This is a genomic window from Bradyrhizobium sp. T-1, from assembly GCF_053592855.1.
On the sequence record NZ_JBSGOX010000002.1, the window covers coordinates 430,145 to 451,945 of the forward strand.

17 protein-coding genes are annotated in these 21,801 nt (G+C 60.1%); 7 read left to right on the forward strand and 10 right to left on the reverse strand.

Features of this window, described 5'->3' with window-relative positions; all coding sequences use genetic code 11:
* Positions 1-195: 195 nt before the first annotated feature.
* The 4 genes from ACWAT4_RS41440 to ACWAT4_RS41455 form a co-directional block, all read right to left on the reverse strand.
* Positions 196-1,635 (reverse strand): nickel-dependent hydrogenase large subunit, encoded by a 1,440-nt coding sequence (locus ACWAT4_RS41440; RefSeq protein ID WP_128929511.1) that lies wholly within the window; start codon positions 1,633-1,635, stop codon positions 196-198.
* Positions 1,632-2,648, reverse strand: a complete 1,017-nt coding sequence (locus tag ACWAT4_RS41445) for an NADH-quinone oxidoreductase subunit B family protein (protein ID WP_128929510.1) — start codon at positions 2,646-2,648, stop codon at positions 1,632-1,634. Before ACWAT4_RS41445 ends, ACWAT4_RS41440 begins: the two co-directional genes overlap by 4 nt.
* Positions 2,649-2,717: 69 nt before the next feature.
* Positions 2,718-4,034: a DUF3422 domain-containing protein gene (locus ACWAT4_RS41450; RefSeq protein ID WP_128929509.1), complete on the reverse strand. Its 1,317-nt coding sequence runs from the start codon at positions 4,032-4,034 to the stop codon at positions 2,718-2,720.
* Between the two features lie 117 nt (positions 4,035-4,151).
* The gene (locus ACWAT4_RS41455) at positions 4,152-6,140 is read right to left on the reverse strand and encodes a methyl-accepting chemotaxis protein (protein WP_164939083.1); all 1,989 of its coding nucleotides are present in this window, start codon (positions 6,138-6,140) and stop codon (positions 4,152-4,154) included.
* A gap of 465 nt (positions 6,141-6,605) precedes the next feature.
* Between ACWAT4_RS41455 and cybH the strand changes: the two genes are divergently transcribed.
* Positions 6,606-7,331: a Ni/Fe-hydrogenase, b-type cytochrome subunit gene (cybH, locus tag ACWAT4_RS41460; RefSeq protein WP_128929508.1), complete on the forward strand. Its 726-nt coding sequence runs from the start codon at positions 6,606-6,608 to the stop codon at positions 7,329-7,331.
* A gap of 2 nt (positions 7,332-7,333) precedes the next feature.
* On the opposite strand, the gene ACWAT4_RS41465 is transcribed toward cybH, so the two are convergent.
* Both ACWAT4_RS41465 and ACWAT4_RS41470 read right to left on the reverse strand, forming a co-directional pair.
* Positions 7,334-9,358 carry a TonB-dependent receptor gene (locus ACWAT4_RS41465; RefSeq protein WP_128930141.1) on the reverse strand — a complete coding sequence of 675 codons (2,025 nt, stop codon included), beginning with the start codon at positions 9,356-9,358 and terminating at the stop codon, positions 7,334-7,336.
* Positions 9,359-9,660: 302 nt separating this feature from the next.
* Positions 9,661-10,728 carry a HoxN/HupN/NixA family nickel/cobalt transporter gene (locus ACWAT4_RS41470; RefSeq protein ID WP_128929507.1) on the reverse strand — a complete coding sequence of 356 codons (1,068 nt, stop codon included), beginning with the start codon at positions 10,726-10,728 and terminating at the stop codon, positions 9,661-9,663.
* A gap of 653 nt (positions 10,729-11,381) precedes the next feature.
* Here ACWAT4_RS41470 and ACWAT4_RS41475 point away from each other — a divergent pair.
* From ACWAT4_RS41475 to ACWAT4_RS41495, 5 genes are all read left to right on the forward strand, one after another.
* Positions 11,382-12,818 (forward strand): ABC transporter substrate-binding protein, encoded by a 1,437-nt coding sequence (locus ACWAT4_RS41475; protein WP_128955162.1) that lies wholly within the window; start codon positions 11,382-11,384, stop codon positions 12,816-12,818.
* A 57-nt stretch (positions 12,819-12,875) separates the two neighbouring features.
* The gene (locus tag ACWAT4_RS41480) at positions 12,876-13,802 is read left to right on the forward strand and encodes a carbohydrate ABC transporter permease (protein ID WP_128969536.1); all 927 of its coding nucleotides are present in this window, start codon (positions 12,876-12,878) and stop codon (positions 13,800-13,802) included.
* Complete coding sequence (locus ACWAT4_RS41485; protein ID WP_128929504.1) at positions 13,799-14,638, forward strand: carbohydrate ABC transporter permease; 840 nt, start codon at positions 13,799-13,801, stop codon at positions 14,636-14,638. The genes ACWAT4_RS41480 and ACWAT4_RS41485 overlap by 4 nt, the downstream gene beginning before the upstream one ends.
* A gap of 10 nt (positions 14,639-14,648) precedes the next feature.
* The gene (locus ACWAT4_RS41490; RefSeq protein WP_128929503.1) at positions 14,649-15,752 is read left to right on the forward strand and encodes an ABC transporter ATP-binding protein; all 1,104 of its coding nucleotides are present in this window, start codon (positions 14,649-14,651) and stop codon (positions 15,750-15,752) included.
* A gap of 309 nt (positions 15,753-16,061) precedes the next feature.
* On the forward strand, positions 16,062-16,688 hold the full coding sequence (locus tag ACWAT4_RS41495) for an SMP-30/gluconolactonase/LRE family protein (RefSeq protein ID WP_347338575.1): 627 nt from the start codon (positions 16,062-16,064) through the stop codon (positions 16,686-16,688).
* A 477-nt stretch (positions 16,689-17,165) separates the two neighbouring features.
* Here ACWAT4_RS41495 and ACWAT4_RS41500 read toward each other — a convergent pair whose 3' ends face one another.
* On the reverse strand, positions 17,166-17,345 hold the full coding sequence (locus tag ACWAT4_RS41500) for a hypothetical protein (RefSeq protein ID WP_128929501.1): 180 nt from the start codon (positions 17,343-17,345) through the stop codon (positions 17,166-17,168).
* 319 nt (positions 17,346-17,664) lie between these two features.
* Between ACWAT4_RS41500 and ACWAT4_RS41505 the strand changes: the two genes are divergently transcribed.
* On the forward strand, positions 17,665-17,895 hold the full coding sequence (locus ACWAT4_RS41505) for a hypothetical protein (RefSeq protein WP_128929500.1): 231 nt from the start codon (positions 17,665-17,667) through the stop codon (positions 17,893-17,895).
* A gap of 57 nt (positions 17,896-17,952) precedes the next feature.
* Here ACWAT4_RS41505 and ACWAT4_RS41510 read toward each other — a convergent pair whose 3' ends face one another.
* The 3 genes from ACWAT4_RS41510 to ACWAT4_RS41520 form a co-directional block, all read right to left on the reverse strand.
* Positions 17,953-18,537 carry a cyclic nucleotide-binding domain-containing protein gene (locus ACWAT4_RS41510; RefSeq protein WP_237864935.1) on the reverse strand — a complete coding sequence of 195 codons (585 nt, stop codon included), beginning with the start codon at positions 18,535-18,537 and terminating at the stop codon, positions 17,953-17,955.
* Between the two features lie 344 nt (positions 18,538-18,881).
* A complete protein-coding gene (locus ACWAT4_RS41515; protein ID WP_128929498.1) occupies positions 18,882-20,777 on the reverse strand; it encodes a TRAP transporter large permease in 1,896 nt (631 codons plus the stop codon).
* Complete coding sequence (locus ACWAT4_RS41520; RefSeq protein ID WP_128929497.1) at positions 20,774-21,799, reverse strand: TRAP transporter substrate-binding protein; 1,026 nt, start codon at positions 21,797-21,799, stop codon at positions 20,774-20,776. Before ACWAT4_RS41520 ends, ACWAT4_RS41515 begins: the two co-directional genes overlap by 4 nt.
* Positions 21,800-21,801: the final 2 nt, after the last annotated feature.

The following is a 21,801-nucleotide window of genomic DNA, read 5'->3' on the forward strand; positions in this document are numbered from 1 at the left end:
CAGCTTTGGCTTTCAATGACGCTTAGGGACAGCAAGAAGCAGGCCAACTGCGTGGCGCAAAATGAAATTAGAGGAATGTCAAAAGGTTGCGAGATCTGAATTGTGCAAGACGCGAAGATCGAGCGGCACTGCACGAAAGAAGCGGAAACAATTCGATTTGCAGGCGGTAACGAGGTTTACGCCGCCGAGCCCGTTTCAATGCGCAGTGCACACCATGCAAGGATCGAACGAGCGCACGACATGCTGAACCGCAACGGAACGTGCGCCAGCCTCGCCCACATCGGTGCCGACCAGCGCCTGTTCCAGAGGGCCTGCCACGCCGAGGGAATCGCGCGGTGAAAAATTCCAGGTGGTCGGCGCGATGATCTGGTAGCGCTCGATCTTTCCACCGCGCACCGCCACCCAATGCCCGAGGCTGCCGCGCGCGGCCTCGACGAGACCGACATATGCCCCGTCGGGCATCTCCTGCGAGGGAGCACAGAACGGTTCCGAAAGTCGTAGCGCGCGGGTCCACTGCTCCATCGCAAGTGCGATGCGCGCAGTCTCGATCAGCCGGGCGATCACACGGTTGCGGACATTGGTGCCGCTTGGGGCGACGAGATCGGCTATCAGCGCTTGCCCGGCCACGGTCTGGCGCGCAATCGCCCCGACCTCGACCGGCTGGCCCGAAAGCCGCGGCGCCTTGCACCAGCTATAGGCGCCTGCCTTGTCGGGATCAGGTACGGTGTTGCTGTGCGCAGGATCGGAGGAGCAATCCCGCATCCATGCATGGGAAACGTCCTCGCTGATCTGACTCAGCGGCAACGGCTCCACAACCATGTCTGGACCAACAATGCCGCGCGGGAACAGTCCGCAATCGGCGCCTTGATAGGCGCCATAGCTCATCAACACGCCCGGTCCCTTGCCGAGCTCACTGAGCGCGAGGCTGTCGGCAAGCCTGAGGAAATGAGCGAAATCACCGCTGCGCCCCGCGCGCCAGCGGTCGAGCTCGTCTGCGGTCGAGAGCGACAGCATGTTCTCTAGAGTATCGGCGAACACTGTACGTTCAAGGAACGTGCGAAATGAGGTCACGATCGACAACAGCCGTACGCGCTCGCCGAGTTCGATCGCGCGCGTCGCGCCGCCCGGCTGGAAGGCAAGGCTGTGTGGCCATTTGCCAGCAATGATTCCCATAGTCTCGAGCAGCCGCGCCCGCGCCGGCAGCGCATCGCGCGCCGCACTGCCGCGGGTGGCCGCAAAGCGCTCGCGAGTCTCCTGGTACCAATCCTGCGAAGCGTAGGCTTCACGGGCGAAGTCAGGCATGAAGAAGATGTAGAAATGCGTAAGATGATCGGCGGCATTCTCTGCCGCGTGCGCGATATTAGTGGCGAGCAGACCGTTCGGCGCCGCCTCGGTTCCCATCGCATGGCGAAGCGCGGCAGCGGCGGCGACCGACTGCGAGACCGAGCAGATGCCGCAGATGCGCGGCGCCAACACCAGCGCATCAAGCGGTGGCCGCCCCTCCAGAATTTGCTCGAACCCGCGATAGAGCGGCGCCGTCACTTCGGCGCGCTGGACCCGGCCGCTTTCGACGTCGAGGCGGACTTCGAGATCGCCCTCGACGCGGTTGAACGGGCCGATCGTAATCCTCGTCATGGCGTGCGCTTGGCCGTGGTGCGGCCGGGCGGCACCACCACATGATCAGCGGTCGCATTCAGCCTCACGCGCCGCGGAGTCGCCGATTTCGACAACGCCGCGAGCGCGACGAACCAGGCTTTTGGCATGTCGGTCGGCAAGCCGACTGGGATGCCGGCAAGCTTGGCGGTCTCCAGGAAATTCTGCGCGTCTTCGAAGCCAGGTGACGTGCAGGCGATGCAGGCATAACCGCCCTTCGTGCAGGAACCGCCGCCGTTCCAGGAGCGCTGGTTGCAATCGCCGACAGCCTGAGTCGCCTTGCAGCCGAGATGCTCCATGAGGCAGCCGCGCTCGGACATGGTTTCGGCGCTGGCCTTGAACTCATAGAACTCGTTGCGGGAGCAGCCGTGATGAGCAAGATGGTTGGCAACGAATTTCGGTCGGCCATAGGTGTCGAGGTCAGTCGCTGACAAGTCCTTGGACGTCAGTGCCAAAATGGTTTCCATCATCCAGCCCGGATGCGGCGCACAGCCAGCCACATTGATCACCGGCAAGCCGAGCCGGGAGCGGAAGCCTGCGCCGAGCGCGCCGCCAGCATCGGCGCCCTCGAATTGCAGCCCGACCGCGTCGGTTGGATTGGCGCCGGCGGCTGGCACCCCGCCATAGGCGGCACAGCTTCCGACCGCAACGACATAGTCCGCCCGCGGCGCGAGATCTAGCATCCAGTGGTAGATCGAGCGGCCCGTGCCCGCGAGCATGTTGAAGCGGCCGCTATCGTTCGGGCCGCGGGCAACGGAGCCTTCGAGGAGCAGTAGGTCGAGCGGCACCCTGCCCTCGCGCACGGAGTTGAGCACCTCGGCCGCTTCCTCGCCTGTCTCCTCGCTGACCGAGGGATGCCACAGCAGGTTGATGCCGAACTGCCTCAGTTCGTCGAACCAGCCGGAAGAGCCGCTTTCGAGGATCGACATGGTGCAACCGCCGCAGCTCGCGCCTTGCAGCCAGAGCAGGTTGGTCATTCCGTTCGATTGGCTCATCACTTGCCCTCCAGCTCCACCAGCTTCGGCCGACCCGGCTCGAATGGCAAGCCCTCGGCGCGAAGGAACTCAGTCATGATCGCCCGGCGCGCCTTCATGTTTAAGGTGCCTCTGGCGGATCCGGTGCGTGATGATCCAAATTAGACCGACGGCAAATGGTACGAACAATGCTGTCGCGAGTGACGGCTCGACATGCAAGCCGCCGTCATGTGCGCCCTTAGCGAGGTAGCCGAACAGGCTGACGACGTAATAGCCGATCGCCGCCACGGAGAGGCCTTCGACGGTGCTCTGCAGGCGCAATTGCAGCTTGGTGCGCTCGTTCATTGAGCGCAGCAGGTCACGATTCTGCTCCTCCAGTTCCACGTCCACCCGCGTGCGCAGGAGATCGGCGGCGCGCGCTAGCTTGATCGATAAGTTGGCCTGGCGGTCCTCCATCGCGGCGCAGGTGCGCATCGCCGGCGCCATCCGCCGGGCAAGGAAGGACGACCAGGTCGGTCGCCCTCCGATCTCGCTTCCTTCGATCACGCCAAGGCGGGCCTGCACGATGTCGTAATAAGCCCGGCTCGCGCCGAAGCGGAACAGGCTACCCGCTGCGCCGCGCTCCAATGAGGCGGCCAATGCGGTCAGCTCCGTGAGGAGGTGATTGTTGAGCTTGAGGTCCTCGGCGCCCTGCATCTCCTGGAGCACTTCGACCAGCCGCCGCCCAATGTGATCGACCGAGGGCGCGAGCTCGAGCGCGGCCGGCAGGCCGAGCAGCGCCAGCGTGCGATAGGTCTCGATCTCCAGCACGCGCTGCACAAGAGCGCCAAGCCGGCCCGGCGACAGGCCGTCGTTGCAGATGAGAATGCGGACAAAGCCCTGCGCATCCGCACGAAAGTCGGAAGCGACGACCGCAGGGCCGCTGCGGACTGTCGCCATTGCGAGGCTGCTCTTATCAAACAGCTCCTCAGCGCGCGCGACGGCCGCTTCGGTCTGCTCCACCTCGAGCCTCACCGCCACAAGCAGCTGTCCCGTTTGCGGCAGTGCCCGGATCAATGCGGTAAGTTCGTCACCGATGGGAGCGAACGCCAGCGCGGATGCCTCATTACTCCAGATCCAGGTGAAAGTCGTGAATTCGGAATGCTGTTCCCAGCGTAGCGAAACTGCTCCGATTGACACCTGGTGGTGCTTAGCCGACACCTCGGGTGCCGCCAAGCCCTGCGCGGTGCAAAAGCCTACAAAGGCCTGCCGGTCGGCGGCCGCCGCTTCTCCCTGGCCCAAAAAAGCAAATCGCAGCACTGCGAGAGGCGCGGAGAGCCGCGTGAACGGACGCGCATGCACCTCACCCAACACTGCACCGCGTTGCGGGTGCAACGCGAATCCGGCCAGATCCAGACCATGCTCCATCGACGATCCCTAGGATACCGGTTTGCCCACGCGAGGGTGCCGGCTTGTCCGTTGACTAGCGCAGGTCTCTGGCACTTGCGCAATGGTAGTCGCAGGCGTCTCGCATTGCGAGCCAGACTACGCCGCGACGACGTTGGCCATGAAACGGTCAAGCTCCGCGCGCAGGCGGTGGCTCGCCTCGGTTAGTCCGCGCGCTGATTGCAGCACGGCGGAAGCCGCCGAGCCGGTCTCGCTTGCTTCGCGATTGACCTGCTCGAGATTGGATGACACCTGCGCGGTGCCAGAGGCCGCCTGCTGCGCGCTCTGTGCGATCGCCTGTGTCGTCGCGGTCTGCTGGTCGACGGCGGACGCGATCGAACCCGAGATGGCGGAGATATCGCCAATGATGCCGGCGATCGACTTGATCGCGGCAATCGAATCTCCGGTCGCTTGCTGCATACCTTCGACGTGAGAGCCGATCTCCTCCGTCGCACGGGCGGTTTGGCTTGCAAGCGACTTCACCTCGGCTGCGACGACGGCAAAGCCGCGGCCCGCCTCTCCGGCGCGGGCTGCCTCAATGGTGGCATTGAGCGCGAGCAGATTGGTCTGCTCTGCGACCGCTGTAATCAGCTTCACGACATCACCAATCCGGTGCGAGGCTTGCGCGAGCGTCGCGATGCGGGCGTCCGTGCTCTTGGCCTGGGCTACCGCATTACCGGAGATCGCATTCGAGTTGCGGACCTGGGTGCGAATATCATTGATCGACAGCGACAGCTCCTCGGCCGCCGAGGCGACCAAACCAATGCTGCTCGACGATTCTCGCGCGGCGCCGACCACCGCGTTGGTCAGGCCCCCTGTCGCCTCCGCATTGCGTGACAGCGTTGATGCTGCTGCTTCGAGTTGCTGAGCAGAACCCGAAATGCCGTTGACGATGTCACCCACCGCGGCCTCAAAGCCGCCAGCGAATTTAGCGAGCTCAGCGCGCCGCAGCTCGGCCGCCGACCTGTTACGCTCTTCGATCTCCGCAGCTTCGCGTTCGGCGCGCTCAATGGCTTGCCGCTTGAAGCTCTCGACCGCGCCAGCCATCTTGCCGACCTCGTCGTGCCGACCGAGCCCCGGCAGCACGATCTCATAGCGGCCGTTTGCCAGCTCGATCATCGAGCTGCACATCGCGATGACAGGTTTTGCGATACCGCGTCCGATCGCAAAGGAGAGCACGAGGCCAATTGCAATCGAGGCGAGCGCAAGGGCAACCACTACCGATTGACCGTGGATGATTTGCACCGCGGTCTTTTTCTCGGCATCAGCCTGCTCCGCCAAAGCCACTCGCTTCAGAGAGGCGGCCGCCCCGGATAGTCCGTGACGCAGCTTCCACATGTCCGCCATCAAACGATCGATCTCTTGGCCTGCGGCCTCCACTCGGGCGAACCCATCTCGGTAAGACGCGACGAGCTCGTCGAGCGCCTGTCCGCCGACGTCCGGCGAGCGACGCTCTCGCACGATCGCACCTTTAAACCCTTCTATTCTCTGTAAGACGTCCCTCGCGAGGACTTCATCGTGGAGCTTCAATTCTGTCGTTACGAGGCGATCGATCGTATCGAAACGCTCAATGATATTTTCTGCTTGAGCGCCCGGCGCCTTCACCTGATCGAGCGCGGTCCGGATGACGTGCGCCTGTCCGCCCATCGTGGCTGCCGAGCGATCGATCCCGGCGCGCAGCGCCAACACTTTGTTGAAGGAATCGGTATAGGCGCGGTAGGCTTCGAACAGTTCCTTTATCGACTGCTGCCAGCTGAGAGTTGCAGTCTCGGTTTTGGCTGCCGTGATCGTTCGCTCGAGCAAGCGTCGCGCCTCTTCCGCGGCAGCTTCCGCCTCCTTTATGCCCGTCAGGGCGTAATAGCGCGCGTTGCTCTGGTATGCCGAGAGCGAGCTGTCGATTTCGCGCGCATAATCCGATTCCGACATGCTGATACGATAAACGTCGAAGCCGTCGAGGATCGCCTCATAGCCAAACCAGGCGCCCGCCATGGTGCCCGCCGACAGCAGCAGAACGATAGCAAATCCCATCATGATTTTCAGGCGAATTGACAGGTTGGCGATGACTGGCTCGCTTTTCGGCAAGCTCATGGCCGCTGCATTCATCCGGCCCTGTGTCTGGAAGACGCCTGCCCGGCGCGATGCGCCGCCGCGCCGAATGAAGCTCAAATCCATATCGCAAATACCCGGTTCGCTGGAGCTGGAAATGAGCAAACGATGTGCCGTCTCTCCTAATCATCGGTAAATTGCAGCGAGCTGCCGCGCAGCAAGTGTCGTGCGCCGGGTAAGGAAGCTCGCTGCTCATGCAGGGAAAAAGACCGCGAACCCACGTGGATGCAGCGGAAAATAGCAAAGAGGTTCAATAAAGATATGAAAGCAGGATTTCCACCTGCGGTTAAAGCGGGTTTCCAATTCTTCGTTGCGTAGGGCCGCTGAAGCGTGAAGAAAAAAATTGCAGGGCGGTGATTTCGCGCCGGCATGCGCGCGATATTCTCGATGGCATGCGCTGATTCGTTTGTTCGCTGCGTCGAATCACTCTCAATGCAGGAGCATGCGATGACGAAAATCTCGGAGATTCCGGGTACGCTGGACGCCGTCGGCGCCGTCGGCACGGATCGCCAATCAATCTATGTCTATGAGGCACCGGTACGGATCTGGCACTGGTTAAATGCGCTAACGATCTCTCTTCTGGCCGTTACCGGTTATCTAATCGCCTCGCCGCTTCCCTCGATGCCTGGTGAAGCTAGCAATTGGTACACGATGGGCTACATCCGATTTGTTCACTTCGCGTCGGGACAGGTGCTCGCCTTCGCGTTCCTTTATCGCGTCTACTGGGCGTTCGTCGGCAACCAGTATGCCCGCCAGTTGTTCGCGTTTCCGATCTACAACCGGATCTGGCGCTGGGGCCTTTTGTACGAGCTGCGATGGTACCTGTTCCTAGTGCGCTACCCGAAAAAATACGTCGGCCACAATCCTTTGGCCAATACTGCGATGTTCTTGTTCGTGATTGTGATGATCCTGATGATGCTGACCGGATTTGCACTTTACGCTGAGGGCGAAGGTCGCGACAGCTTATGGTATGCGCTGTTCGGCTGGTGGTTCTCGATCTTCCCAAACAGTCAAGACGTGCATACAGTGCACCATCTCGGCCTCTGGTTCATTGTGACTTTCGTCATCCTGCATGTATATGCTGCCGTGCGCGAGGACATCGTGTCGCGTCAGAGCATGCTATCGGCCATTATTACCGGCGAACGGACGTTTCGCGACTCGCGACCTGACTGATATCAGAATGTGCCCGCTAGGGTCACTCGGACGGTCAAGGGTTCGACCGGGTGAAGCACATAGTCCATCACACCAATGGCACAGACTGGCGCAGGGGCGGCATTGGCGGCACAGAGATTGTAAAGTTTGTCCGTCTTCAGCAGGGAGCCATAGGCATAGGTGATCTGGTTCGCCTTGCTGTTGAGGAGGTTGAGCAAATCGAGCTGGAGGCGCCAGCCCTTGTCGGTGCGGTAGCCGATCCGCGCGTTGAAGATGCCGGTAGGTTGCGATCGGAAGGCGTTGTCTTCCGTCAGCGGACTGGAGGCGAGATAGCGCCAACGCAGGGCGCCGAACCAGCCCGTCTTCGCGCCGAGCGAGATGCCGGCGGACGCCATCATGGTCGGTGCGTTAGGGATATAGTTGCCGGGCGCGTTGCCGATCTGCGCGGCGGGATAGCCGGCGAGTGAGGCATAAACCTCCGCCTGGTCGCTGTCGTAACCGCGAAAGCGCGCATGGGTCATCGCGAGATCGGCGTCGACGTCAATCCAAGACCGTGGGCGGTAATGGTTGGTCCATTCGAATCCATAGCGGCGGCTCGCGCGCGCCGTCGTGGTATCGCCGGCATCGCCTGAGAACAGGATCTCGGAATCCTGGTCGAGGACGAAGAGGCTGAGCGAGGTGTCGAGATCCGGGACGATCCTCGAACGCACGCCGACCTCCGCGCCCCTGGTGCGGACCAGCAGCGGCGAGCGCGGCAGCTTTGTCCCGGGATCGCTCGGATCTTCCGTCGTCGTCGCACCCCGCGCGTCGTTCGAGTGCATGCCATAGCCGGCGCCGAAAAAGAACTCGGTCTTGTTAAAGGGACCGACCACGATGCGAAGCTTGGGACTTCCGATCGTAGCGTTGGCATGGCCTGAGTTGTTCGCATCGAACAGCGACGTCACGTCGGCCGCGTAATAGTCCCCGCGCCAACCGACCGTGGTCCTCAGCCAGTCCGAAAAGTGCAACGTACTCTCGGCGTAAGCGCCGATGCTGCCTTCCCCGACCTTATCGCTGCGTACGTTGGACAGGAAACTGCGCCGGTGGGTGTCGGTGAGCGCGAGATCGATGGCGTCGTAACGGGACTGCAGGCCGAAGGTCGTCTGCATCGGCAGCCCAGCGAATGAGCCATCCATCGTCCGTGCGATGTTAGCGCCGGCCATTAGGCGGCCGTCGTGCTGGTGAAATTGGTCGCCGACAACGGGATTGGCCAGGAAATAAGTGAAGTTATTGTAGAGATCGAGCTCGCTCTTGACGACATAAGCGTTCGCCTTCCAGGCCCCGGAATTATCGCTCTGCGCCACGCGCGCCGACAGGGCAAAACGGTTTGCGTTGCCGCCGTCAGTCGGGTCTTCAGATCCAAACCGATCCATCAATCCGTCCGTCATGGCGCGCTGCGGCACCTGATCGGTCGAATTCCATCTGTTGGCGTAAGCCATGCCCGTGACCGACACGCCGTCGGTGGCCGTGCCCTGACTGTAGCGCAAGAGCCCATTGAGCTTGCGGAGGTTGTCCGGGTTGTCCCAGGGGCCGTTGTAGGTCCCAGCCTCGCCGGCGAGGAGCAATGTCCCATCGCCGAGCCTCGTCGAATCCATGCCGAGGAAGCGGCGATATCCAAAGCTGCCGGCGGTCATCTGCGCTAGCCCCTTCACCGTGCGGTCGATCAGGCCGATATGCACGGCGCCGGCCGAGGAGAAGTCGCCTTCATCGGCGAAGTAAGGCCCCTTCTTTACCTCCATGGCGGCGATCGCTTCAGGAATCAGCCAATTGAGGTCGGCATAGCCCTGGCCGTGGGCGTGAGTGCGCATGTTGGCAGGCACATCATCAACATAGATCGCGAGATCCGTGCCATGATCGAGATTATAGCCGCGCAAGAAGTACTGGTTCGCTTTGCCCTCGCCGGAATGCTGCGTCACAATGAGCCCCGGTACAGCTTCGAGCACTTCGCCCGGGCGCATCACGGGCCGCGCGTTGACGTCTTCGCCTGATACTGTGATCTGGCTTGCCATGCTCGACGCGGGAGCCAAGGCCGCGCTGCTCTTGGCCGATACCGCTGAGGCTTGCCCGCCCAGCTGGCTACTGGACCCTATGCCGAGCGCTCGATCCGAGCGTGGCGTTGGAGCTCTTCGCGGTCGCCGTGGGATCTCCTCACGAGTGACTATGACTGCAGGCAAGGTGTAGCTAGTCTGGATATTGTCTCCAGAGCTAGGTTCAGCGTCGATCATGAGGGCGCAGATGCTTAGTGCTGCAATGCTCGTCCAGCGGGCAAAGACGGCAGGCTTCGAGCGGCTCGACAGCATCGCTGCAGCCGCTAAGTCGCGCGTGATGTCGGCAAGGCGGTTCGAGTGGTCTTTCCCTTCCATGCAACGCGATACAGCAGGAGAGATGCTAGCCAGGCGAGAGCGAACAATGACATCACGCCGAAGCCTAAGATGGCTTGTGATCCCTTGAGGCGATCGACGAGGCTCGAAAGGGCACCCGTGAGCTCAAGCTGATCGCTGATCAGGCCAAGCGTTTCCACGCTGCCGATGAACAGCGCAATCGCGACTGAGGCACCTGTGATTGTCAGATTGTACCAAAGCTTTCGGGCCGGATCGACGAAAGCCCAGCGATAAGCGCTGGCCATAAATGCTGAATCCAAGGTATCAACCAGGGACATTCCGGCAGCGAAAAGTGCAGGAAAGACTATGGCCTGCCAGAGCGACAGGCCGCGCGCAGTCTCAGAGGCAGAGAGGGAGAGCAGGCCAATTTCGGTCGCCGTGTCGAAACTTAATCCGAACAGGAATCCGAGCGGATACATGTGCCAGCTTTGCGTCACAATTCGGAAGATCGGGCCGAGCAAATGCGAAAGAAGACCGCTTCCGGCTAGGGGCGCATCGAGTAATTGTGCACCGTAGACGCCGCTGGCCTGCGCTGCACGCATTGTGCGCCACAAGTTTGCGAAGATCGCAAAGTTGACGGCGGCCACGCCGAGCAGGAAGACGGCTGAAACCGAGGTTCCGAGAAGGCCGCCCAAGTTTTTGAGCAAACCCTCTCCGCCGAGGGTCATGACGCCGGCGGCAAGCAGGATCATTGAAGCGAGAACGATCGTGGAATGGCCGAGCGCAAAGTAGAGACCTGCAGTTTCGGAGGCGCGGCCGGCATGCATCAGCTTCCGCACGACATTGTCGATTGCCGCAATATGATCGGCATCCACGGCATGGCGCAGACCGAACACCCAAGCGAGCAGCGCGGTTGCCATTACCGACGGCTGACCGGCGAACAGCGCAACGGCCCAGCCCCAGGCTGCAATGTTGGTCAGCGTCAGCCCTGCCAGCAACAAGACAGTTCTCAACTTAAGGCCTTTCAAGAGGCCACTTCGTGACGTGACCTGCCCCATGCGGCGCCACTCCCCTGGTATGATCTTTTTGTCGAACTCTCATACCCTGAGCAATATTCAGGCCAAGTAAGACCATGGCGTAAAAGGGCGCCAAGCGATTGCACTTGCAAAAGAATCCCTGTCGATAGCGAGTTACGCCTTAAAATAGGCGATGCCGCTCGCAAACTAACTAACCATATTCGGCAAGGTACTTCCCATCCCTGAAGAAACGTATTCGTAGTTCAGCAAAGGCTCGCAAGGGCGCAACTGGCTTGGCCAATGGTCCGCCGTGCTTTGACCGGATTTTCTTCAGCTTTGAGGCTTGAGCGGGCCGCAGCAGAGACTGCTGACAGGTGAATGTGGCTCATCGGTGGTTGCAAAGTTCTCATTTGCCGGCCGCTTCCGCCTCACAGCAGAGTGACGCCAAAAGCAAATACATCGAGAGCTTTTGGGGGGAAGGCGTGTTTTACCAAGGCGAAATCGCGTTCGTGCCTATCGGGCAGCGCGGCCTGAGCGCGGATGGCCATCCCCAGAAGACACTCATCTGTTCGTTCGACAGCCCTCCGACGGTGCGGCAGTCGACGTCCAGCATGGGTAACCGGTCGACGCGCCGAGGCAAAAGCTCCGGGGCCACCTTGGCGGCTTAGGATTGCTCAAATGAAGAGGAGGAAGGCATGAAGTTCAGGACATTGTTGGGCGTGGCCGCTATCCTTGCGCTCACAGGTGTATCGGCTCCTGCCGCTGATAAGGATGCCGCCGACATTGCTGTCGAAGCAGCAAAGAAATATGCGGGCACGACGATCAGTATCGTCTGGGAGGCGGGCCTTCAATCGCTCGACCCGCTCAACTATTCGGGTCCGAAATGGGAGAAGCTCACTGGCATCAAGGTGAAGGTGGTCGAGGTGCCGACCGACCAGATGTTCACCAAGATCATGCAGGATTTCAAGTCGGGCGCCGGGGCCTATGACGCACTGAACGTCATTCCATCCTGGATGCCCGACCTGGCCCGGGCCGGAGCGCTCGAGCCCCTGGACAAATATGTCGACAAGTTCGGCTATCGCGACGAGTTGCAGGACATCGCCGCAGCCTATCGCGACAACCAGATGCAGTATGACGGCAAGATCTTCGGCTTCCCGGACGACGGCGATGTGATGCTGCTCTACTACCGCAAAGACATTTTCGAGGATCCGAAGATGAAGGAGGGGTTCAAGGCCAAGTTCGGCTACGAGCTCGCTCCGCCCAAGGATTGGAAGCAGCTTGACGACATCGGACAGTTCATCACTGACAAGATGGCGCCCAAGGTCTATGGCGCCGGCTTCTTCCGAACTGCGCCTTATCCGCAATACATGTTCCAGGAACGTTTCCGCATGGAGGGCGGCAAGTTCTTCAATGCCGATACGATGAAATCGACGGTGAACAGCGATGTCGGCCTGAAGGTCTTCAAGCAGATGTTGGCCGAGAACAAGTTCATGCCACCAGGCGTGGAGCAATGGAATTTCGTCGACAACTTGGCCGCGTTCCTCCAGGGCACCACCGCCATGACGATCTCCTGGCCCCCTTATGGGCGTTGGGCCGCCGGCTACGGCTCGGGCGAGGAAGCGCTGAAATGGGTACCCAAATCGCAAGTCGCCGGCAAGGTCGGGTATGCGCTCACGCCCCTCGGTCGCCCGGAGCTTGGCGTCGGTTTCGACCTGTCCGTCTCGGCCACGAGCAAGAACAAGGAGGCCGCTTATCTCTTCATCCAATGGCTGAACAGCAAGAAGACCAGCCTTGAGCGCGTGCAGCTCCCCTATACGCTCCGCGATCCCTTCCGCCTGTCGCACTACGCGAGCGAGAAATACCGTGCGCTCTGGCCTGATGCTCCTGCCTATCTCGACACGATCAAGACATCTGGCGAGAAGGGCCTGCTCGATCTCTCCCTGCTGCAGCAGGACAAGTACGACGAGGCGATGACCAAGGCCATTTCGAGCCTCTGGGCCGGCGAAGATCCGAAGACCATTCTCGACCGCATGGCGCAGCAGTTTGATGCCATCACCGAGAAGGTGGGCATTGAAAACCAGAAGGCGGTTTATAAGGTCTGGGCAGCAAAACCAGGCGCTTATCCGCAATAGTTGGCTTGGAGGGCGCGCGGGAGGCACCGCCTCCCGTGCGGCGCGATTCCTGGATTGATGATGACGTTCTCTTTAAGCTTTAATGGCACTGAACATCGCCGCCCGAGCCGGCTCGGGCGTGTGCTCGAGGACCGCCTACCCTATCTCATCGTTGCGCCCGCAATATTGGTTCTTCTCCTCGTCGGCCTCTTTCCCCTCATCTACTCGTTGATCGTGAGCTTCCAGCGCATCACGATGACGGACAATGATACGTCTTTCGCCGGCTTGCTGAACTATGCGGAGTTGTTCAGAGATACCCGTTTGTGGGCATCGCTCGGCCACACCGCGATCATCACAGCAATCGCCCTGCCTCTCGAGCTACTGATCGGCTTCCTGATGGCGCAGCTCTTCATCGACCGCATGCCCGGGCGCCAGCTCTTCGTCGCGCTCTTGGTGCTGCCGACGGTGATCTCTCCGATTGTTGCTGGTGCGACCTGGCGCCTGTTGTTCGACGTCCGCTTTGGTCCCATCGGTGAGATACTCAGCTTTTTCGCCGGCGAACCGATCCGGATCCTGTGGACCGTCAACCCTGCTTACGTCTATCCGGCGATCATCATCTGCGAAGTTTGGCAGTGGTCGCCGTTCATGTTTCTGCTGCTGCTCGCTGCGTTGTCCAATGTCGATCAGTCTCAACTGGAGGCTGCTGAGATCGATGGGGCATCGTATCTGCGCGTGCTTCGCGCGATCATTCTGCCGGCGATCGCGCCCGTGATAGCTGTTGCATGCCTTATCCGCGGCCTCGACCTCGTGCGCATCTTCGACATCATCTGGGCCCTCACCGAAGGCGGGCCGGGCTCGATGACCGAGACGATTTCACTCTACACCTATGTGCAGGGCTTCTCGCAATTCGAAACCAGCTACACCGCCGCGATCTCCTTCCTGGTGATTGCGCTGCTCACTCTCATTACCACGCTTGTCCTCAAGCGCATGGAGATTGCGCGATGAGGCTGATGAAGCTGCCCACCAGGAAGGGGCGCGTTCTGGTGCTACGCTATATCGGCGCCGGCGTCGTCACTTTGCTGTTTCTATTTCCGGTTTATTGGCTGTTTATGATTTCGTTCAAGACGCCGGACGAGATCTATCACGTGCCGCCATTGTGGATGCCTGGGCAGATCCAGTTCTCGAATTATTATGTCCTATTCAAGGATGGTGACGTCATGGCCATCCTGAACAGCCTGATCGTCGCCGGCGTTAGCTCCGCCATTGCCATCATTCTTGGTACCCTATGCGCCTACAGCCTCGCCCGCTTCGGCACGGGTGGCGAGAACCTTGCGATGTGGATCATTTCCCAGCGCATGATCCCGCCGATTGCGGTCGTCTTCCCGATCTTCCTCATCTACGTCTATTTCGGTTTGGTTGACGGCTACTTCGGCCTGATCGTGCTCTATACCGCGTTCAATCTGCCCTATGTCATCTGGATGATGCGGGGTTATATCGTTGATGTTCCGCTCGAGCTGGAGGAAAGCGCCCTCGTCGACGGACTGAACCGATGGCAGGTCATCTGGAAAGTCGTCTTCCCGATGGTGCGCCCGGGGCTCATGGCGACTTCGGTCTTTACTTTCGTGTTCGCCTGGAACGACTTCCTCTTCGCGCTGGTGCTCACGCGTACCGAAGTGATCACTTTTCCGGTCATGCTGACGCACTATTTCGGTGGCCAGTCGAACTTCTGGGCCAAAATCGCGGCGATGTCCGTCCTGGGGACTTTGCCGATCTTCGTCGCAGTTACGGTAATGCAGCGCTATCTCGTGCGCGGCATCTCGCTCGGCGCCGTCAAAGGTTGAGGAGATTAGAGTGGCCGACGTCAAGTTGACCGGAGTGCACAAATACTACGGTAACGTGCATGCCGTTCGGGGACTAGACTTAACCATCAGCGATGGCGAATTCGCTGTGCTCGTGGGTCCGTCAGGCTGCGGCAAGAGCACGCTTTTGCGGACGATCGCCGGTCTCGAAGATCCGGACGACGGCACGATCGCGATTGGCGGCGCTATCGTCAACGATCTGCGTCCGCGCGAACGCAACATTGCGATGGTCTTTCAGAACTACGCACTCTATCCCTATTTAACCGTCAATGAGAATATCGCGTTCGGCCTGCGCGCCCGCAAGACGCCAGAAATCGAGATCAGGAAGCGGGTCAGCGAAGCCGCCGAGATGCTCGGCATCGGCAATCTCCTCCAGCGTTATCCACGTCAGCTCTCCGGTGGACAGCGTCAACGCGTCGCGATCGGACGGGCCATCGTTCGCAAGGCGGATCTTTTCTTGTTTGACGAGCCGCTCTCGAATCTGGACGCCCAATTGCGTGACGAAATGCGAACCGAGATCAAGCGTCTGCATCACGAGATCACCACCACAATGATCTACGTTACACACGATCAGGTCGAGGCGATGACGCTGGCGGATCGTATCGTGCTGCTACGCGATGGAAAAATAGAGCAGCAGGGAGCTCCACTCGAACTGTTCGAGCGGCCGCGAACGGGCTTCGTGGCGGGCTTCCTCGGCTCTCCTTCGATCAATCTCATACCGGCAACCCTGACGGCGATGAATGGCGGGCTTTCTGTCGTTTTCGGTTCCGGAGAGTCCCTGACTGTGCCGCCTGCGAAGGCCACTGCCCTTTCTAGCGTGGCGGGACGTGAGGTCATTGTCGGCATTCGGCCTCAGCATTTCGGCCGAGCCGGCGACGGACCATTGCGCGATGGGGTGGTGCCCTATTCAGCGGTCGCCGATCTCATCCAGCCTACAGGTACTCGTACCTTCACGACCATCAAGATCGGCGGAGTAGACGCAGTCGCGGAGCTGCAAGCACATGATGTTCAGAGCCATGGCGAGCGAATCCAGCTCGCCATCGACCTCAATCGGATGGTGCTGATCGATCCGGCCACAGGCTCGGTCATCGCCTAAGCGCAAGAGTTCGCAAACCCAACAACGGGATGCAGGGGGAAAAGCATGGCATCGAGACTTTTTGCTAGCGGAATCGGAGCGCCCGAGGGGCCAATCTGCCTCCCCGACGGATCGATGTATGTCACGGAGATGTCCGCATCGACGTTGTGCATCACGCGGCTCGATCAGCGAGGCAATCGCAGAGTGGTTCGCGCGACGGGCGGCCGCCCGAACGGACTGACGACGGACGGCCACGGCCGCATCTGGATCGCGGAAGCGGGCCTGCGGGCGCTGATTTGCATCGACCAAGCCGGAAACGAGATCCGGCGCATGCAGGGCGAAGGCGCCGATCGCTTTCTATTTCCGAATGACCTCTGCTTCGGCCCCAACGGACTACTCTACATGACTGATTCAGGCATGGCGGCTGAGGATTTCATCAACGGGCAGGCCTTCGTCGAGGGCTATATGGACCTTGATTGGGACGGCCGCGTCTACGAAATCGATCCCGCGGCCATGAAGGTCCTTCGCGTCCTCGATCGCAAGATCCGATTCACCAACGGGATTGCTTTCGGGCCCGACGACCATCTCTATGCCAACGCATCGTTCACAGGCGAAATCTACCGCTATGACGTACTCGGCAAGCCAATGCCTGAACGTGTTGTTTTCGGCAATGTGCTGCAGCCCGACTCCAATCCTGACTTCAAGGGGCCCGACGGGATGGCTTTTGGCACCGACGGCCGGCTCTATTGCACAGTCTATAATCAGAAGAACGTCACTGTGCTCGACCGCGGCGGCAACGTCGTGGACCGGCTCATGCTGGATGGGCCGCAACCGACAAATTGCGCCTTCACGATTGAAGGCAAGAAGTTGCGCGTGACAGAGGTCGGCAAGGGCCAGGTTGAAGAGCTCGATGTGCCCTGCGAAGGGGTGCCTCTACATCTGCCTAAATTCGGTTAAGGTTGGAAACTCGTTTCCGGTCGGCACGCGGCACTTGGCACAGAGCAACTAGCTGGTGCAGGCCGCAGATGAGTTGGCGGCAGCTCGCGGTCTTAGCATTTCGCGACGGCGCGCCTGGGGCGGATACATACGAGCATGAACAGTTCAAAACAGGAGCTAAGACAAGTGGGGCCGCTGGCTTGCCGAGGATTATGGCCACCGGCCCCGGCGTCAGCTACTTGAAATTGCCCTGCCCCAGGTGCAGTAGCGATAGCTGACAGGCACGAGATGGCCCGGCGGCGGCTCCTCCGCAAATCTCGGCTGCAGTTAACGTAAATGGCAGGGCGCGAGGTGATGTTATGTTTTGTTTTGGTCAGCATGGCGGTGCCGCCAGTTGAAGTGCCGTGATCGTCGCCCACCAGGACGGCCTATGTCGCGGAGCCGCGAACGGAAGTTGGGCAATTACTCGTCCGGCTACGACGCGAGTTGAGTGATTGGTTAGGTCGGAACTCCTTGCGAGCCGTTAGTTGATCGCGAGCGGAGCTCAAACTCTAGCTCTGTCAGCTTTTTGATCAGCTGCTCAATAACCGCCTCGTAATCAGAACGCGTGAGTGAGTTCACGCCACGGGAGGCGAGCTCGTGCTGCAGGATTGTTGCCATCACGGCCTTGACGCTCATAGGACCTCATCTGAAATGATTTCGCATCAAATCTCAAACCAAGGAGACAATCAACAAGGAGGAGGATGGAGCTGGAAGTGTCGCTGCATTCCGATCGATTATCAGCCCCAGGGATGCATACGTACCCAAAAGACTTTGAGCCTGGATATTCGATGCTCCTCCACCAGTTGGCCGATTTGCTGACTCCGCTTCCCGTCTTTGCTTTATGAGCTGGTCAAAAAGCCACCATCAGCTAGCACGAGAGCAGCTCTTGTGGTAATTGCAGTCCATAGGTCCATAGTTTGTTTTTGAAGAGTTTCATTTCGAGGACGATTTGTTCGTGACGATGGTTGCCGTGCTTTGCCAATTTGCATCCGCCGATTGCGTTGATAAGATCGTGACGAGCTCTGCATTCGACAGCACGCTTACTTTCCAGGGCTGCGTTATGAACGGCCAGACAGGGCTGGCCCAGTGGAAAGAAGCGCATCCAATTTACCGCTCAGATACTTGGCATATTCAGCGGCACAAATGCATGCCGGGAGATTACAATATCGCTCACCACAAAGCGTAGAGATCAAAGAAGCTACGCAACGCCCGCCACCGCGGTGTCAGCGAGAGCGTATGCGGTTCATCTAATGTCCCCAGCGCAACGCGCGGACGGGGCTTGCCGGGGCTCTGTTCGCTCGGAAGCATTTGAGCTAAGCCGAGTGGCTACAGGACGAAGAAAGTACAGCGAGAGGCCAGGGTTCCGTTCGCAAATCCTCTTTAATGCGTCGGCCTTGATCCAGAAAAGCTCCAAATCGCTGGCCGCTCGAGCAGATTGCGTGCGGCGGCGTCGATCCACGGCGAACAGCCCAACCTCACCAAAAACCTCTCCTGGATACAAGAGCTTGTCTATTTCGGGAAGCTCGACTTGTCCTGATCCGATGAGATAGAGTGCATCGGCGTGATCCCCTTTCTCGAAGATTGTCTCTCCAGCCTTGATCCGCTGTGTGTGCATGAACGGCTGAAGCCAGTTCGGAGAAAGATCTGTATTAGCGGCGAGCTTGGCGCGGCGTAGTACCAAGACCATGCGGACGAAGTAGGCAGCGTTTAGTGGAAGCAAAATAAAGTGCAGAATCAGCACAGGGTAGATACCGGCGCCAGTGGCATAGACGATGAATGCGAGATTGCTGCAGATGGCGACGGCCCGCAGAGTCAGCATGGTGTGCATGCAGAATGTCACGAGGACGAGCGAAGAGGCCAGATAGCCACAAGCTTCTATCCACGTCATGGCAGCCTACTTTGCTGCTTTAGGCGCAATGAATCACCTGCAAAGCGCGGGCCAAGCGTTCATCAGAAGACGAACGGCTGACGTACCGCCTCAGCCGAGCCGGAGCCTGCTTCGCTCTGTTGGTTATCCAAGGCTGCACGCCGCGCATATGAACCAGTTCACACGCTGATCGGGGCGCTTCGCTTCGCCAGCGTTATAAACTGCTGCCGGTGCCAGCAAGTTCTATCCGCTCGCGTCACTTAAGGTGGCAGCCGATCGCGGTCCGGTCACGGGACCGGATAGTCTTATTTCAGGAAGCCGATAGACAGCCAGGGCACCGCGGCGACGATCAGCGTGCCAATGAGCAGCGCAATCATGTATCCCACGATTGGTCTCATACCGTCGTCCGGGTTAATGCGGCTGATAGCGCAGGCCGCGTAGTAGCCGACCCCAAACGGCGGTGCGAACAGGCCGATGCCCATCGCGAGAACCACGACCATTGCGTAATGGACATCGTGGACCCCAACCTGCCGCGCGATCGGGAACAGGAGCGGACCGAACAAGACGATGGCTGGGATCCCCTCCAGCACGCTGCCTAGAATCACGAAAGTTACGATCGTCACCGCTAGGAAGACGGGGACACCGCCGGGAAGGCTGGTCATGAACTTGGCAAGCGAGGCTGAAAATCCCGACTGGGTCAGCGCCCAGGCCATTCCTGTCGCGGCGCCGATGATGAGCAGAATCGCGCCCGACAGGGAGGCCGTCTCGACCAGCATAGGATAGATGCGTCGCCAGTCGAACTGGCGGTAAATGAGGAGACCGGCGCAGGCCGAGTACAAGATGCCGATGGTCGAGACCTCCGTTGCCGTTGCAACGCCTTCGACGACGGCGGTCCGGATCACGAAAGGCAAGGCGATCGCAGGAAGAGCAATGACAAAGGCTCGGCCGATCTCCCGCCCAGTCGCCCTTTTGACGTGAGAGAGGTCCTCGCGCCGGTAGCGCCACCACACGATCGCCCCGAGCATAACTGCGAGCACCACGCCCGGGAGCAATCCGCCGGTGAATAGCGCGGAGATCGACACGCCCGTCACCGAGCCGATCGTGATCAGAACCAGCGACGGCGGAATCGTTTCGGTTTGCGCCCCCGTGGCGGCCAGCAACGCAACGAGGTCGCCGGGTTTGGCGCCACGCTGCCGCATCTCGGGAAACAGCACAGGGGCCACGGCCGCCATATCTGCCGCCTTGGACCCTGAGATACCGGAGACCAGATACATAGCCCCGACCAGGACGTAGTGCAGCCCGCCGCGGACGTGGCCGAGGAGACTTGCGAGGAAACCGACCATTGCGCGAGCCATGCCCGTCATCTCGATCAGCAGGCCCAGGAAGACGAAAAGAGGCACGGCGAGCAGGATCAGATGGCTCATCCCTTCATCCATCCGCCCGATCATCACTACGTCCGGCGTGCTCGTCGTAAGCGTGAGATAACCCACGGTGGCGAGACCGAATGCAAAGGCAATCGGAACGGCGGCAAAGACCATCGCACCGACAACAAAGACGAAGAAGATCAGAAGGTTCAGATTGCCGAGCGGCTTAAAAACCGGCGCGAGCAGCACGAACGCAAGGATGAGACCGGCGACGATCGCTAGAGAGGCCAACAAGCTGCGTAGATTGGCAATTCGGCAGAGCCGGAGGGCCGCGGCGATCAGCATCAGCCCAATTCCGATCGGTAGCGCCGCCGCACGCCAAGTGTTGATGATCTCCAGCGCCGGCGTGGTGACGAAGGCCTCGTCGGCGGCAAATTCATAGGCCGGCCAAACGACGAGCAAAAGAAACGCCAGCGAGGCTGCGGCCGCCACCACGTCCAAAAACGCACGCACCTGGGCACTGAGCACGCCGACGATGGCTGTCATACGCATGTGCTCGCCGCGCTGGAAAGCAATGACGGAGCCGAGCATGGCAAGCCAAAGGAAGAGAATACCGGCGAGTTCGTCGGACCAGACGATGGGGGAGCGGAATACGTATCTGCCTACGATTCCTGCGGCCAGGATTGCGACTTCGGCCAGGACGAGTAGCGCGGCTGGGACCGCGACGAGGTGGCCCAACATCGTGTTCGCTGTTACCGCCCAATGTCGGGGACCCCGTTCAGTCGAGGCGGTCGCTCCACCGTCATCAGCATGTGGAGCGTGGCTCACGCTGCTCATGACAGCTGACCCGCCGCTTTTTCGAGCTGCGACCACGCCTCCTCGCCGAATTTGCCCTTCCAGTCGGAGTAGAAGCTAGTCTTGGACAAGGCTTGTCGGAAGGCGGCGCGATCGACTTCGATAAATTTGAGACCTTTGGCCGACAGATCGGTGCGCAAGGACTGGCTGAGCTTTGCGATATCAGCCCGCTGATCGACGGCGGAGCGATCTAGTTCGCGGGTCACGACCTCCTGAACATCCTTCGGTAAGCGCTCGAATGCGCGCTTGTTGGCGAGGATCCAGTATCCGTCCCAAACGTGCCCGGTCAGGCTGCACGTGCTTTGCACTTCGTAGAGGCGGGCGGTTGCAATGATCGGCAACGGATTCTCCTGGCCGTCCACGACTTTGGTCTGTAACGCGGAGTAGACCTCGTTGAAGTTAATAGGCGTCGGGCCGGCTCCAAGCGCCTTGAAAAGCGAGGTCAAAAGCGGCGCCGGGGGGACGCGGATCTGGAAATTCTTTAGATCGTCAGGGCTGCGGATCTCACGTCCGGAAGAAGTCACCTGACGAAAGCCGTTATCCCACGCTTTGGAAACCGCCATGATCGGAGTTTTGGCAATCTGCGTCCGGATGTAGGTTCCGAGATCTCCGTCCATAGCTTTCCAAACGCTATCGTAGTCAGTAAACGCGAAGCCGGTGTTCACCAGGCCCGCACTTGGGACCAGGGTGGCGAGGATCGAAGAGGACTGATTAAAGAATTCGACGCCGCCGCTGCGGACCTGGGTCATGAGCTCGGTGTCGGACCCGAGCTGGTTGGCCGGAAACAGCCTGATCTCGAGCCGGCCACTGGTAGCCTCTAGAATGCGTTGGATGGCTTCCTGCGCGCGGACGTTCACCGGATGCGTCGGATCCTGGCCGGTTGCAAATTTATAAACGAATTCGGCCGCAGATGCCGGTCGAGTGAGAATTGCGCAGAGAGGTACGGCCGTTGCAGCTTTCAACAGGGAACGCCGGCTGATATCTCTGCGTTTCGATACGCTCATGT